11 protein-coding genes and 2 pseudogenes are annotated in these 15,387 nt (G+C 43.9%); 5 read left to right on the plus strand and 8 right to left on the minus strand.

Going from position 1 to position 15,387, the window contains the following annotated elements:
• Positions 1-25: 25 nt before the first annotated feature.
• Positions 26-760 (minus strand): peroxide stress protein YaaA, encoded by a 735-nt coding sequence (gene yaaA / locus STRDD13_RS03020; RefSeq protein ID WP_067101691.1) that lies wholly within the window; start codon positions 758-760, stop codon positions 26-28.
• 105 nt (positions 761-865) lie between these two features.
• Between yaaA and STRDD13_RS03025 the strand changes: the two genes are divergently transcribed.
• From STRDD13_RS03025 to STRDD13_RS03035, 3 genes are all read left to right on the plus strand, one after another.
• Positions 866-1,306, plus strand: coding sequence for a DUF1836 domain-containing protein (locus STRDD13_RS03025; RefSeq protein WP_067101693.1), 441 nt, complete (start codon positions 866-868; stop codon positions 1,304-1,306).
• A complete protein-coding gene (gene trhA / locus STRDD13_RS03030; protein ID WP_067101700.1) occupies positions 1,299-1,952 on the plus strand; it encodes a PAQR family membrane homeostasis protein TrhA in 654 nt (217 codons plus the stop codon). The genes STRDD13_RS03025 and trhA overlap by 8 nt, the downstream gene beginning before the upstream one ends.
• A gap of 229 nt (positions 1,953-2,181) precedes the next feature.
• Positions 2,182-3,441: an aminotransferase-like domain-containing protein gene (locus tag STRDD13_RS03035; protein ID WP_067101703.1), complete on the plus strand. Its 1,260-nt coding sequence runs from the start codon at positions 2,182-2,184 to the stop codon at positions 3,439-3,441.
• Here the strand turns inward: STRDD13_RS03035 and STRDD13_RS03040 are convergent.
• From STRDD13_RS03040 to STRDD13_RS03050, 3 genes are all read right to left on the minus strand, one after another.
• Complete coding sequence (locus tag STRDD13_RS03040; RefSeq protein WP_067101706.1) at positions 3,438-5,219, minus strand: ABC transporter ATP-binding protein; 1,782 nt, start codon at positions 5,217-5,219, stop codon at positions 3,438-3,440. The genes STRDD13_RS03035 and STRDD13_RS03040 overlap by 4 nt on opposite strands.
• Positions 5,216-6,982, minus strand: coding sequence for an ABC transporter ATP-binding protein (locus tag STRDD13_RS03045; RefSeq protein WP_067101709.1), 1,767 nt, complete (start codon positions 6,980-6,982; stop codon positions 5,216-5,218). The genes STRDD13_RS03040 and STRDD13_RS03045 overlap by 4 nt, the downstream gene beginning before the upstream one ends.
• Before the next feature lie 203 nt (positions 6,983-7,185).
• Positions 7,186-8,031, minus strand: a complete 846-nt coding sequence (locus STRDD13_RS03050) for a DegV family protein (protein ID WP_067101711.1) — start codon at positions 8,029-8,031, stop codon at positions 7,186-7,188.
• Positions 8,032-8,182: 151 nt separating this feature from the next.
• Between STRDD13_RS03050 and STRDD13_RS08880 the strand changes: the two are divergent.
• Positions 8,183-8,402, plus strand: a pseudogene (locus tag STRDD13_RS08880) (TetR/AcrR family transcriptional regulator); the annotation flags it as partial.
• A gap of 231 nt (positions 8,403-8,633) precedes the next feature.
• Here the strand turns inward: STRDD13_RS08880 and proC are convergent.
• The 4 genes and pseudogenes from proC to STRDD13_RS03075 form a co-directional block, all read right to left on the minus strand.
• Entirely contained in the window at positions 8,634-9,416 is a 783-nt protein-coding gene (proC, locus tag STRDD13_RS03060) for a pyrroline-5-carboxylate reductase (RefSeq protein WP_067101717.1), read from the minus strand.
• Positions 9,417-9,422: 6 nt separating this feature from the next.
• Positions 9,423-10,663: pseudogene (locus STRDD13_RS03065) on the minus strand (glutamate-5-semialdehyde dehydrogenase).
• A 2-nt stretch (positions 10,664-10,665) separates the two neighbouring features.
• Positions 10,666-11,745 (minus strand): glutamate 5-kinase, encoded by a 1,080-nt coding sequence (gene proB / locus STRDD13_RS03070; protein WP_067101719.1) that lies wholly within the window; start codon positions 11,743-11,745, stop codon positions 10,666-10,668.
• Positions 11,746-11,842: 97 nt separating this feature from the next.
• Complete coding sequence (locus STRDD13_RS03075) at positions 11,843-14,431, minus strand: bifunctional DnaQ family exonuclease/ATP-dependent helicase (protein WP_231852550.1); 2,589 nt, start codon at positions 14,429-14,431, stop codon at positions 11,843-11,845.
• A gap of 224 nt (positions 14,432-14,655) precedes the next feature.
• Here STRDD13_RS03075 and STRDD13_RS03080 point away from each other — a divergent pair, with 224 nt between their 5' ends.
• On the plus strand, positions 14,656-15,288 hold the full coding sequence (locus STRDD13_RS03080; protein WP_067101721.1) for an MBL fold metallo-hydrolase: 633 nt from the start codon (positions 14,656-14,658) through the stop codon (positions 15,286-15,288).
• Positions 15,289-15,387: the final 99 nt, after the last annotated feature.

Here is a 15,387-nt window from a genome sequence, read left to right on the forward strand (position 1 = left end):
GTATGGAGTAATGGTTTTTTTATTTCTATTCCTTTATTTTTCTGACAAACACCAGTTCTTTTTCACTGGAAAGACTCTCTCTAAAAGCAAAACCATCAACCGAAACCTTTTTTAAGGCTTCAATCGTGTGAACTTTCTCTTGAGCCATGGCTGCTAAGTAGCGTCCTCTCCCCTTTTTGGAAATGGTTGAGTGGACCTTAAGCTTCCCATCCCGTTCTTCCTTAAAGAGGACTTTGACCATCCGACGTTGGATGTCAGGAGAAAAGACAGCTTCAAACTCAGAAGAGAGAAAGGAAATGAGTAAGTTCTCGTCAGACACTGTCTGATCATAACTTTCCCGCCAAAACTGTTTCAAAGAAGCCCCCTCAACGATCAGAGGTACCTGAAAATCAAGCCGATGGGGGGAAATCAGTTGATAAGGACGTACCAATCCATAAAAGGCTGTCGCAATCAAACAATGCTGTTCTAAATACTGACGTTCTTCATCCTGCAGCTGGGATCGCAACATATGCCGATACATGAGACCATCATACAAGTCAATAGCAGGATAGCCTTTGGCATCTCGCTCATCGATACGCATCCATCGGTCCCATTCCAACTGGACACGTTCCACTGTCATACCATATTTGTCCGCTAATTCGGACATCTCTAGCGTTCGTATGGCTCCTAAGACTTTCTGCTCCCGCTCGCCTAGCACTGGAAAGGGAGAGACATCTTGCTGGGTCCGTAATTCTTTTGCATTTGGAATTAAAACTTTCATGCCCTTAGTATATCATAGCTCTTCGAATCTGCCCTTAAATTTGCTATTTGATTATAGTTATGATATTATCTAGTTATTATTACTAGTTGTTACGAGGTTTCTATCATGCATTCTTTACCCCGTTGGGAGGAACTCCCTACGATTGAACTCTATCTGGACCAGGTATTGCTTTATGTGAACCAACATACTCTCACAGATTCCAAACGAGACAAGGGATTAACCCCAGCCATGATTAATAACTACGTCAAGCATGGCTATCTACCAAAGCCTATTAAGAAGAAATACGGACAAGAGCACTTAGCCCGTCTCATTATCTTATCAATCTGTAAACCAGTATTTGCCATTGCAGATATTATCCAAGTGATTCAAGAAATGAGCCAATCAGAAGGAGCTAAAGAAAGTTATAACCATTTTGTCAGCTACTATAACGAAGGGGCTGTCCATCAGATTGCGCCGATTATTCAAAAGGCCTGTCAGACTATTCAAGCCTTTCACGAAACCCTTGCCTTAATTCCCAGTCCGCAACAGGAGGTTGACCATGTCTAATCCGCTAAAACTCTCAAAAAAATTAAGCTTTGGAGAAGAAGTTGCTAATAGTGTGACGCATGCTGTCGGGGCAGCGCTGATGTTGCTTTTATTGCCATTTTCTGCCGTTTACAGCTATGAAGTCAATGGCCCGATCCAGTCCATCGGCGTTTCCATCTTTGTAATTGCGCTCTTTCTGATGTTCCTTTCATCTTCGATTTATCATGCTATGGATTACCAGTCAACCCATAAGTACGTTCTTCGCATAATCGATCATTCGATGATTTATATCGCGATTGCAGGTAGCTATACTCCGGTCCTCTTATCTATTATGAATAATTGGTTGGGCTACCTCATCTTAGCTCTCCAATGGGGAACGACCCTTTATGGAATCTTGTACAAGATATTTTCCCCCAAAGTCAATGAAAAGTTTAGTTTGGCGCTCTATCTCATCATGGGTTGGTTGGTCCTCTTCATCCTGCCTGCGATCATCCAGCAGACAGGGCCTACATTTTGGCTTCTCATGCTCGCGGGTGGCTTAGCTTATACAGTTGGGGCTGTCATATACTCTTTTAAACGCCCCTATTTCCACATGATTTGGCATCTTTTCATTATGCTAGCCAGCTTCTTGCAATATTTGGCGATCGTGTTTTACATGCTTCCATAAAATGTGATATGCCTTGTATCTAAGAGCCCTCAGATACAAGGCGTTTTTTATCTAGTCACAAAAGGGACCCGGATCTCCGGATTTATCTACCTTACATCGCCATGATCGCGCAGTGACGCCCTTTTTCTTACAAACAAGTCATTTTTAAAGAGAGACCCTCGTTTCTCTTGTTGTTTCCTTCTTCTTTTTACGATACAATAAACATGATTCGGTAGAGGGAGATAGGCACATGAAAAAATACGAAGAGATCATTCAGGATTTGAAAGAAAAAATTGAAAATGGCACTCTGGAACGTGGCCAAAAACTCCCTTCCATCCGCAAATTGAGTGAGAAATACAACTGTAGCAAAGATACGGCCATCAAGGCCCTCCAAGAACTTCGCTATCAACACTTGGTCTATTCGGTAGAAAAGAGTGGCTACTATGTCTTAGAAGATCCCAGCTTTCAAGACCAAACGGTTTCCTTTGATTCTTATTTTTTTGAGGAGCTCCCCTATGAAGATTTTAGGACCTGTGTCAATGAAAGTTTGGTTGGACGGGAGCGCTATCTTTTTAACTACTATCATAGGCAGGAAGGACTAGAAGAGCTCATAAACTCTGTCCACACCTTGCTCATGGATTACTCTGTCTACTCCAAAAAGGAGCAACTGGTCATTACAGCTGGAAGTCAGCAAGCCTTGTATATCTTAAGTCAAATGTCCTTTCCAACTCCTGGCCAAGGCATTCTGATGGAGAAACCAAGTTACCATCGAATGGAAGAGCTAGCTAGCTCTCAGGGCCAGCCCTACGCAACTATCGAAAGAACCATAGATGGAATCGATCTAGAAGAGTTAGAGCGCTTATTTGCGTCAGGCCACTTCAAATTTTTTTACACCATTCCTCGATTACACAATCCTTTAGGGACCAGCTACAGAAAAGACCAGGCAATGGCTATCCTGAGACTAGCTGAGAAATACCAGGTTTACCTCATCGAAGATGACTATCTTGCGGACTTTGCTCCCAGCTCCAGTCTTCCCCTCTATTACCAGGATCCGAACCATCGAGTCATCTACATCAAGTCTTTTACCACAACTCTCTTTCCTGCTTTACGGATCGGCTGTGTCGTTCTTCCATCTGAACTTGTCTCTGCTTTTCTCCAGCTAAAAGGACTCATGGACTACGATACCAACCTCATTATGCAAAAAGCTCTTTCACTTTATATCGACAATGGTATGTTTGCAAAGAATACAAAACTTCTAAAAGATCGCTTCCACACCGATCAGGAACAGACGAAACGGAATATGGAAAAGTTTCTCCCTCTTGGCTCTTATCAGATGACGCAACAAGGGATCTTACTCCCATTTCTGAGACAAGAGCTGACAGCTGAACAGAAGCATCATCGCAGTGTCTCCAAGGTTATTGAAGGACAAGCTTACTGCTATTTACTCTTTTCAGGTTTCCAGGAAGTTCAAGATTTTTGGAAACAGTGCCATCAAAAAACAGAGCCTTAGGCCCTGTTTTTTTCATTCGTCAGCATCCCTGCTTGCAATTGATACATGTTGAAATAGGTCCCCTTCAAGGAAAGCAAGTCCTCGTGCGTCCCTGATTCAATAATTCGTCCCTTGTCCAATACATAAATACAATCTGCATCTTGGATGGTCGATAGTCTGTGTGCAATCGCAATGGTGGTGCGTCCTTGACGCATCTTCTTTAGGGAAGTTTGAATCACTTCCTCTGTTTCAGAATCAATATTGGCTGTCGCTTCATCTAGGATTAAAATTTTGGGTTGGGAGGCGATGGTTCGTGCAAAAGCCAATAGCTGACGTTGCCCTGCTGAAAAGGTGGTCCCACGCTCTGTCACCACTTGGTCATAGCCATCTGGAAGTTGTTCAATAAAGTCCGATGCATCGACAAACTGGGCTGCTTCTTCGACCTCCTTACGAGAGAGTTGTTCTTGATACATCCTGATATTGGATTCCACCGTTCCATGATACAGAAAAGGCTCTTGTAGCACCAAGCCAATATTTTTACGGAGAGTAGCTGGACGATAGGCTTTGATATTCTGCCCATCAATCCAGATGTTCCCCCGATCAAACTCGTAGAATCGCATAATCAAATTGATTATAGAAGACTTTCCTGATCCAGTATGGCCGACAAAGGCGATCATTTCTCCCTTCTTCACCTGGAAACTGATGTTTTTCAAGACATCCTGCTTTCCATCATAGGAAAAAGAAACATGCTCAAAGGAAATATTCCCTTGATCGATCTGTTCTATCTGTCCGACTTGCTGAGGTTCATAATCCTTGCGATCCATCATCTGAAAGACTCTAGATGCCGCAATCATCGATGTCTGTAAGGTCGCAAAATTTTGTGTCACATCTATAAGCGGATTGAAGAGCTGATTGATGTACTGGATAAAAGCGTAAACCAAGCCAGCGGTAAAACCAGTGTTTTTCCAGTTTAGTCCGAAAAAGGTCAAAATGACTGCATACGCTAAAACCTGTAAGAGAGACATCGCCGGGCGCAACAAGATCGAATTAACATCTACGGATCGATTCGCATAGTATAGATGCTTTTGATTGATCTGTTCAAATTCATCTATCAATCGCTTTTCCTGCCGAAAAGCCTGCACAATCCGCATCCCTTCTATGGATTCGGAAAGTTTGACATTGATATCCGAAAGGGTCGCTCGCGTCATATGAATGAGCTGATTGGACAAGCGACGATAGAGAGTAATGAAGAGCCAAATCAAGGGGAGAAAGGGGAGAATCCAAATCGTTAATTGCCCATCCAACTGAAACATGGTCGTCAAGGTCACCAAAAATAGAATCATAGAGGAAATAAAACTAGAAAATACCGTACTAAACATATCCGCTACCGCTTGCGTATCATTGGTCACCCGCGAAACGATAGAACCAGCTGGTGTTTGGTCATAAAACGACATTCCCAATGATTGGATATGCGAAAAAATATCCGTCCGCAAATCTCTGACAATGGAATTTGAAACATAGGCAAAGCTCAATTGTCCCAAGTAGGTGGTGAGAACACGTAAAAGAAAAATACCATAATAGAAGAGTAAAAACTGCCCTGTCTTCATTCCAAGGCTTGTTTGAGATTCCGTACCAAGAAATTGATCAATAAACCAGCGTGCAGCCAAGGGAATAGCTGTCAATAACAGGCTGCTGGCAAAAACAAAGAGAAATGCGAGTAGCGTCATCCCTTTATATCGCCACATATACCTTCCTAAGCGTTTGATGACCGAAAAGTCACTCTGTTGGTTCGAGTTCATGAAACACCTCCTTCCAAATCTTTAGAGATCTGTTGATGCAACTGTTGCGATTGATACGTTTGGTAATACCAGCCTTTAAGCGCCATTAATTCTTGATGGGTTCCTTTTTCTTTGATTCGCCCTTCTTCCAAAACTAAGATCATATCCGCATGTACCACAGCTGATAAACGATGGGCAACGATCAGGGTTGTCTGTCCTCTACGACTGCTCTTTAAGTGTTCCAGGATATGGTGCTCTGTTTTAGCATCCACTGCCGATAAGGAGTCGTCCAAGAGTAAGATTGCTGGGTGCATCGCTAAGGCACGACAGATTGCTATCCGTTGTTTTTGCCCACCTGACAGAGACACACCTCGCTCACCGATCATTGTATCAAACCCATCTGACATCGCTAGAATGTCTTCATAAATGCCACAAGCCTGAGTAATCTGCAACATTTCTTCATCTGTCAACTGGGGATTGGCAAAACGGATATTATCCCGAATAGACAGGGCAAATAAGACCTGGTCCTGAGGTACATACCCCATCAAGGACCTCAGATCGGAGAGAGAATAATGCCGGATATCCTGACCGTTCAGCAAGATATGGCCCTTCTGGATATCTTGCTCTCTCATGATCAAGCGTAAGAGCGTCGTCTTTCCACTACCTGTCGGCCCCACAATCCCCAAGGTTTGACCTTTTTTCAGGTAAAACCGGATGTCTTCCAAGCTAGTCGGGCCATCTGCCCCCTCATAAGAAAATTTTTCCAGTTCGTAAGAAATATCCCCATTTTCAATCGTTGTTAAAGGACTTTCTAGCTCTGCAATATCCGATTCGTGAGCCAAGAGTTGCTCAATTCGATCATAGGAGATACTAGCTCGTTGACTGACATTAAAAAGAAAACCAATCGCCTGCAAGGGCCAAACCAACATGTTTAGGTAGGTCATAAAAGTCACCAGTTGCCCAACAGAAAGTTCCCCCTTTTGAATCAAATAGCCTCCCAAAAAGAGGGTCAAGATATAGGACAGTCCGATAAATACCAGCGTGGCTGGATCAAACAAAGCATTGTAGCGAGCAGCTGTCATATTTTTCTCAAAAACCATCTGATTGGTCTTTGAAAATTGCTGAATTTCCTCTCCTTGATAGCCGAAAGATTTGGTCACGCGAATCCCTGATACTGACTCTTGGACGGCGTTATTTAAATCAGAAAAAGCTTCTTGGGAAGCCTTGAAAGCGTGATGATTGCGTGATCCTACAAGGTTTGTTGCCAAGGTCAAGAAAGGCAAAGGTGAAACAGCCACTAAGGTGAGTCGCCAGTCAATCATCCAAAACATGGTCAACAAAGTGACAATCGCAGTGATGGATGCATCCACAGCCGACATGACCCCACCTCCAGCATACATGGTCACGGCATTAATATCATTGGTAGCATGGGCCATCAAATCCCCCGTACGAAAGGTTTGGAAAAAGGACAGGGACATTTTGGTAAAATGATCAAACAAGCGAAAACGTAACAGTTGCGCCAGGTGGTTAGCCGTTCCAAAAATATAGCGACGCCATAGAAAACGCAGACCATACATCGCAAGACCCGCTCCCACCAGTTGAAGGATATTCCAAAACAAAGAGGGGGAGGAAAGGCGTTTGGCATCAATCTGATCAATGACAGTCCCAATGATCCGTGGTGGGATCAGATTAAAAACACTCACCAAAATGAGTGCAAAAATCCCTATTAAATAGCGTTTTCTTTCTAACTTGAAGAACCAAGCTAACCGTCGTATGACTGACATAACCAACCCTCTTATTCTATCTTTTGTCTTCAAAAAAGCTCGTTTGAGCACATCTTCTCATTGTACGCCTAATTTTCGCTTTTGACAAGAAAAACGTAAGTACTGAATCCCCCTCTTTGGCAAAACACATCCTGACAAAGCGGCTTGTCATCTTAGAGCCACAAAAAAAGACTGATGCAATCACCATCAATCTTTTGATCCAACTAACATTCATATCCTAGAAGGATTCCACCTTCTTCCCCATAAAAGGAACAAAGACCCGAAGTCGGAAGGACACGAATATCTGCTTGGGGGTATTCTTTTTGAATCTGGGCGATTAGATCCTGACAGAATTTATCGTTTTTCCGATGGGCAAGGACCATCCGACCGCCCTGATACCCATTTTTTTCAAGCTCTGTTTGGACTGCCTGGAGTGATTTCTTATGTCCACGTGGTCGATGCAGGAGTTCCAATTTGCCTTCATCACTTGCTTCTCCCACCATCCGGATATTTAGGAGACCTACCATATGACCTAGGAGCTTACTAACGCGACCATTTTTGACTAAATTATCAATTTTGGAGAGAACAAACAAAAGTTTGGTATGGCTTTGGTAATCGCGAATTCCTTCTACCACCCCTTCAAACTCTCCCACTTCCTGGATTAATCGTGCGGCTTCCAAGACCAAGAGGTCTATTTCCCCACCGGCTGATAGGGTGTCCAGGAGGTAGATATTGACTTCTGGCTTGTCTTCTAACAACATCTCCCTTGCGACTCTAGCTGCATTGAAGGAGCCTGATAAACCGCCTGTAATGGTCAACACAAGGATATTTTCTGCATCTTCATAAGCTTCTCGATAAGCTTGAGGGCTAGGACAAGCTGATTGAGCCGCCTCTTTTGATGCTGCCATCGCGGCCATCATCTGATCGATATCCAAGTCTTCTGAATCTACAAAAACTTGATCAGCCACTGTAATCGTCAGGGGGACCCTGACAAACGCAAGCTCGGCTGACCTTTCTTCTAGCTGAGGCAAATCACAACCTGAATCCACAACAATTTTCCACTTTGTCATTCCCTTACCTTTTATAAGCCTGTTTTCATAGCTTTCTTTCTCTTTTTTTATTTGACATTCAAATTATTATTCAGTACAATTATATCATGCGAGCTGGCGTTTGACTCAGTTCTACTTTCGGCTGTAACACTTTGGAGAAAGGATCGGAAACATGCAAAGAAAGATTTCATCAAATTCACTTCGAAACCTGACCAAATCCAATCAAGAAGCGAATTCCTTAACCAAAGAAGCCTTAGAAACTGCTCTCTTATACTTGCTACAACGAAAAGAATTACAAAAGATTTCGATTGCTGAGCTGGTTCGTACAGCGGGTGTCTCCCGCAATGCCTTTTATCGAAATTATAAGAGTAAAGAAGAGATTTTAAGTAAACACTTTGGAAAAACAACCAAAAAGCTCATCTTTGCCTGGCAAAGCTTCAGTCAACGATCCCCGTTATCAGAGATTCCTACGGCCTTTATTGACTTCATCCATCAACAGAAAGGACGACTCATGGATGTCCCTGCCATCAAAAAAATGGGCTTCTATCAGAAAAAAATTAAAAGCGGGCTCACCCCGCTTCAAAAAGACTGATTCCTATTTTCAATCTAAACTTTTCAGTTTTTTATTCCTTATTTCCAAGCTCCTGTGTTCGTTGCAGGGCTTTTTTGACGCCTCGGATGATTGCTGATTGAAAACCAGCTTCCTTCATCTCTACCACTCCAGCGATGGTCGATCCGCCCGGTGAAGTCACTTGGTCTCGTAACTGAGAAGGTGTTTCATCGCTGTTTAGTGCCAATTGGCTAGCCCCTGATAAGGTTTGGACAGCTAAGAGGGTCGCATCCTCCTTACGAAGCCCTTGCTCCAGCCCAGCCAAGGAAAGTGCCTCAATAAATTCAAAGACAAAGGCTGGGCCACATCCTGCAATAGCTGTTGCAACATCCAGTAGTCCTTCTGGCAGGCGCATAAGTCGCCCTGACTGTTTCATCAAGTCCTCAAAGAGGGAGGCAACATCTGTCGTTTCACAAGTATAACTGGTCATGCCCGCTCCGATAGCTACTGGCGTATTGGGCATCATCCGAACCCAATGTTGCTGAGCATGATAGCGTCCGAGTTGATCCAAGGATACACCCGCTAGCATGGAGATCCAAAGGGCTCCTGGCTTCTCCTTCCCTACGAAGCTTGAAAGCACTTGATCCAACAGTTGGGGTTTAATCCCCCAGAATACCACATCAGCTTGCGATACAATGTGATCATTGGAAGTAATCTTTCCGCCGATTTCCTTCTGCAGGCTCTCTGCCTTTACAAGGTTATGATGACTCAACAAAAGATCATGTTCTCCAAGCGCTGCAACGGATCGTGCAACTGCTCCTCCCATATTTCCTAAACCAATAAATCCAATTTTCATCTGTGCCTACTTTCGAATCTGTCCATTCCCGCGAATGATGTATTTATAGGTAGTCATTTCCTTTAATCCCATGGGCCCACGCGCATGCATCTTTTGCGTCGAAATCCCTAGCTCACAGCCCAAGCCGAACTCTCCCCCGTCGGTAAACCGAGTGGAAGCATTGACATAAACCGCTGAGGAGTCCACAAAGGATACAAAACGTTCCGCTCGCTCCTCATCCTCTGTCACGATGGCCTCACTGTGCCCGGTTGAATGACGATTGATATGTGTGATGGCTTCCTCCAAACTCTCTACGACCTTTACTGCTAGAATGTAATCTAAAAACTCGGTCGAAAAATCACTCTCCTCAGCAACTACTGCCTCTGAGAAAAAAGAGAGGGCTTTTTGATCCGCTCGAAATTCTACTAGATGATCAAGGGCCTGCTCTAGCCTTGGGAGCAAGGTAGCCGCCTGATCTTTATGCACCAGAAGCACCTCGGCCGCATTACAGACGGAAGGACGACTCGTCTTGGCATTATTGATGATCGCTAGAGCCTTATCCATATCTGAAGCAGCATCTACATAAATATGGCAAATCCCCGTCCCCGTTTCAATGACTGGCACAGTAGCATTTTGAACCACTGCTTGGATCAACCCAGCTCCACCTCGCGGAATGAGCAAATCAACTTTCCCTTTTGCAGTCATCAAGTCCTGAGCAGATTGACGCGAGACATCTTCCACAAGTTCCAATACTCTTGGATCGATACCTGACTTTTCCAGCCCTTTTTTCAAGGAAGTGACAATACTCTTGGCCGATCGAAAGGCCTCTTTTCCACTTCTTAAAATGACCGCATTTCCACTTTTGATGGCGAGTGCTGCCGCATCTGAGGTGACATTGGGACGGCTCTCATAAATCATGGCGATGAGACCAAATGGAACAGCTCGTTTTTGCAACAAGAGACCATTTTCAAGCCGAACTTCCTCAAGAATTCTCCCAACCGGATCCTCTAGTTGGATCAAGCTACGAACCCCTTCAGCCATGGCTAAGACACGCTCTTTGGTCAAGGCTAAGCGATCCAACATCACTTTAGAAATCTGATCTTCAGCCTCTTTGAGATCTTTCTGGTTAGCCTCCAAAATAAGGTCTAGATCTGCTTCTAATTGATCCGCCATGAAAGCCAAAGCTTCGTTTTTTTCTCTGTACTCGCTTGGTTAATCGCAAATCGATGTTCTACCAAACGATCCAGCAATTCATGTGTTGTTTTCATCTTTATCCTTCTACACTCACCCAATCATTTCGATGGATCAATATTCCTTCGGTCATCTCCTGCAAGCGTACTTGCAGTTGATCAGAAGACATACGAGTTCGTCCTTTTCCTATTAAGTGCTCTTTCCCTTTACTGTATACTTCTATGATATCTCCAGCCTCAAATTCGCCAAAGACGTTTGTAACACCTGCTGCAAGAAGACTTCCTCCTTGAAATCGTAAGGCTTGCAAAGCCCCATCGTCTATTAGGACATAGGCTTGTGTCCGAGCATAAAAGGCCATCCATTGTTTCTTTTGATTCATCGCATGCTTATCTGCCACAAACAAAGTCCCGCGATTCTCCTGCTGAACTGCTGCTAGGAGGGAGGTATCCTCTTGCGAAGAACAGATAAAGACAGGGACTCCTGACTTGGTCGCAATGCTAGCGGCTCTTAATTTGGTGGTCATCCCACCTGTCGCATTAGCCGATCCTGCTCCAGCAGCCATTTCATAAAGCTCTGGACCAATCGTTTCCACTTGATCCAAATGTTGGGCGTTGGGATCAGTTTTTGGATTTGCTGTATAGAGGCCATCTACATCTGTTAAGAGGACTAAGAGGTCTGCCTTCACTAAGGAAGCGACTTGAGCAGAGAGGGTATCATTATCCCCGACCTTTATTTCATCAATGGCGATGGTGTCATTTTCGTTGATGATTGGAATCGCCCGCTGGTGAAGCAGAACCTGCAGGGTCTGGGAAGCATTCTGATAGCGTCTTTCGTCCGCAAAATCATCCTGGGTCAAGAGAACCTGTGCTGCTACAATGCCATCCATCATGAGATTTTTAGTGTATTCCTCGATTAGAAGCCCTTGACCAACGGCTGCAGCTGCTTGCTTTTCGGGAATCTTGCTCGGACGTTTCTCAAATCCCAAGCGTCGAAAACCTGCGGCAATCGATCCTGAGGTCACCAAGATAATGCGATGACCTGCTTGGTGCAGTTGGGCTAGTTGATTGGTAATTCGGGCTATCTTTATCCGATCAATCATGCCATTTTCTTGGGTAATCGAACTAGTCCCAACCTTAAATACCAAGGTTTGTTCATTCATATTTATTCCTCTTTTTGCTATATATAAGGAAAATTATAACATATTTTTACTAAAAATACCATTCCCTCCCAAGAGAAATGCGATGGCGTTCCTACTTTTAAGGATGTTGCTCAAAAAATTCACGAACACTCTCCGGAATCTCTCTTGTCCTCATTGGAAGAACAGGACGTTCTTCTGCAATGCTATCCATAATTTGTTTCCCGTAGCGTTTTCTTAACGGACGATTGTCCAAAAGAAAGACGGCTGAAACCTGTTTTTCCTTCCTCATACTACGTCCCAAGGCTTGCTTCAGCTTCAGTATAGCTGTCGGAAGTGTGTACTCATAAAAAGGGTTGAGTTGTCGACCCCAGAAAAAGCGGTTGATTTTCTTCGTAAAAATGTCATTGGGATTCGAAAATGGGATCCGGGTCACGACGAGAATAAGTTTTTGTAATTCGGCCAAATCCACTCCTTCCCAGAAAGCTCCTGACCCCAGTAAAATCTGACTTTCGCCTGCTTCAAAACGCCGTTTTAGCTTATCCTGGCTGACGTCCTCCCTTTGAGCGAGGTGATCTATCCCCCATTGTTGAAGATAATCCGAGGTGGCCTCTAAAGTTGTATTCGCATTGAACAAAACGAGAATAGGCACGCACAAATCGGAGACGGACCGTATGTTTTCTGCAATCAGATAGGCATACTCATCATCAGAAAGAGCCGGAATAGCTGGTAAATCTTGCCCCACATAGACCACCTGCTGAGGCTTAAAGTCCGATTGAACGCGGTCAAATTGGAAGTCACGAAATCCAAGGACCTGCGCGACGTTTACTTTTTTACTAATTTGTAAGGTGGCACTGATCGCAAAAACTTGACAATCTTCTGGTAAAAACGAAGAAAAGTCCAAAAAGTCTAACCTTGAGGAAAAAAGAACATAGTCTTGCTGGTCTCCGTGTTTTTGAGAACGAATCCAGTACTCCTCAAAATGGGAGGAAAGGGTCTCTGCCAATTCCGACAACAGTACAGAATCTTGTTTTAGTTCTTTCAGATCCTGCTTCACTTGTTCCAACAAATTTTCATCCAGATCTGCACGATGTTGTTTCCAATCCAGTAAGAGCTGGTTGGCACCATATTGTAGACTCTCAAGTAATCGCTTCTGTACCAAATCCGTCTCTTTAGACAACAAGCTCGCGACTTCACGCAAGATGCGACTAAGCGAAACCTGCCGATGAGAAAAAGCTTCTAGATTTAGAAACAGTTGCTGGGCCTCATCTATCAGCAGGACTTTTCCGGAAATAAAATCAGGATCATCCTCTACTCTTGTCAAAAAATAGGCATGATTGGTCACCAGGACTCGACAAGTTTTGGCCTTTTGATAAGACCGATACCAAAAATCCTGTTCCCTAAAGAGATCACTCTCCAAGAGTTTTCCATCATGACAGATGCGGGAAAAATAGGTCTGAAATCGTTGTTGTTGCCGAATCTCATCTAAATCCCCTGTCTCCGTCTCCAGCAACCAAACCAAGAGTTGCATCTTATACCGATTAACATGAGGATTTTCATCTACTTCAAGTAGGCTATCGTAAAATCGACTGAGTTTTAGATAGTTTCCCGGTCCTTTTAAACTGTGAAAAGAGGTCTGAAAAACGTGATGAATCCGCTTTGCTTCTTTCCCCATAATCTGATCTTGTAGGAGCTTTGTAGGGACCGTCACCACCACTTGCTGTTGAGGTTTATGAGCCAGTAGGGTCAAGAGATAGGCAAAAGTCTTTCCAATCCCTGACTGAGCCTCCAAAAAGTAGGGACATTGATCTTCCAGATGGCCTTCCAAGTAGGAAACAAAGCGTGCTTGTGCAGGACGCTCTTCTAAGCCCAAAAGGGCCATATTATGAGAAAACTGTTTTGAAAAGTGGCGTTCCTGTTTGGATCGATGCGGTCTTTTGAACACTAGACCATGCGCCTGTTCAAATGCCTCTGAAAGTGGCAAATCTGGCATGCTCGCATAAACATCCTCAATGACAAAGCGTGTTTCATAAATTAGGTGATCCGCATATTCTAATAGTTGGGCGACCGTCCCTTTTGGAAGGGTACGGATTTTCTCTTGGATTCGGATTAAGAGCTCTGCTGTAGCTTCTGCATCTGCAATTGCTGTGTGCGCTTGTTTCAAGGGAATTCCGAGATGATGGGTGAGATTTCCGAGACCGTACCGATCCAAGGTCGGAAAAAACACTTGGGCCAATTCTACGGTGTCTACCCGAGGATTGCGCAACTCATATCCTTCAAAAAATAAAGCTTCTGCTAATAAATTGGCGTCAAATTTGACATTGTGAGCCACAAAGATCGTATCTTCCAGCAATCTTGCAATTTTGGGCGCAACCTGCTCAAAACTAGGAGCCTTCTGTAACTGCTGATTAGAAATTCCTGTTAGGGTCTTAATATGATGGTCCAAGCGAGTATGGGGATTGACGTCCGTTTCATATCGCTCCAAAATTTCCCCATTTTGAACCAGGACAATCCCGATTTGAATAATTTTTGCATTGCTCCCAGCACCCGTTGCTTCCAAATCCACAACTGCGTATCGTGGAGCCTGATTGTTTTCTCTCATCGTATTTGATATCATTTTCATGTGCTGTGCTGATATCTGAACATCAGCTGATTTCTTTCTACTATCTTCTTCATCGTCTGTCCGATAAAAAGAGCCGTACCGATTCATTATAATATACTTTCTGCAAAGAATAAACGGTTTTACTTCTTTTTATCCTCGTTTCCATATAGGGGCTTCACTATTTGTGCCGACGGCTCCCTTCATTTTTTTAATTGGATCTCTCAACAAGCAAAAAACAGTCCTCACCGATCAAATCATCACGCTTCATGACAAGTCCAGACATGCTAAAGTCTCCATTTTTTGCTACACTTATTAGGAAAAGGAGATTGCCCATGAACCTGTATAAACAAATCAACCCTATTGCTTATGAAAATACCTATATTCTTGAAAAGGAACAGTCCCTCTTAGTCATCGACCCAGGGAGTGACTGGGAGTCCATCAAACGCCAACTCCTTATTTTGGAAAAGCCTATCTCGGCTATTTTATTGACCCACACACATTACGATCATATCCTGAGTCTGGAGCGTTTGAGAGAAACTTTTCATCGACCACCAGTCTACGTAGCAGAAGCAGAGGCAGCCTGGCTCTATCAGCCAATTGACAATCTTTCAGGTCTCCCCCGACATGACGATCTGGAGGATGTCATTTGCCGTCCTGCAGAACACTTCTACCAATATGATACCCCCTACACGATCGATGACTTTACGTTTCAAGTAGTGCCAACACCAGGACACTCCATCGGAGGTGTCTCGGTCATCTTTCCATCAGAAGAAGTTGTCTTTAGCGGAGATGCCCTCTTTCGTGAAACGATTGGTCGCAGTGACCTCCCTACCGGAAACCAAGATCAGCTCTTAAGAAGCATTCGTCAGCAGCTCTTCACCCTACCCAACCACTATCGGGTTTATCCTGGACATGGAGGAGATACCACTATCGGTCATGAAAAAACGTTCAACCCCTTCTTTTAGAAAAAGGAAGACAAAAAAAAGCTGGTTTTGGATAGGATTCAACCTCTTCTTGATTAGCTTTTTCATCTTTTTACTTTGGCTCAAGTCACTCCAATATCC

Origin of the sequence: Streptococcus sp. DD13, from assembly GCF_001578875.1 — a bacterium.
Lineage (GTDB): Bacteria > Bacillota > Bacilli > Lactobacillales > Streptococcaceae > Streptococcus.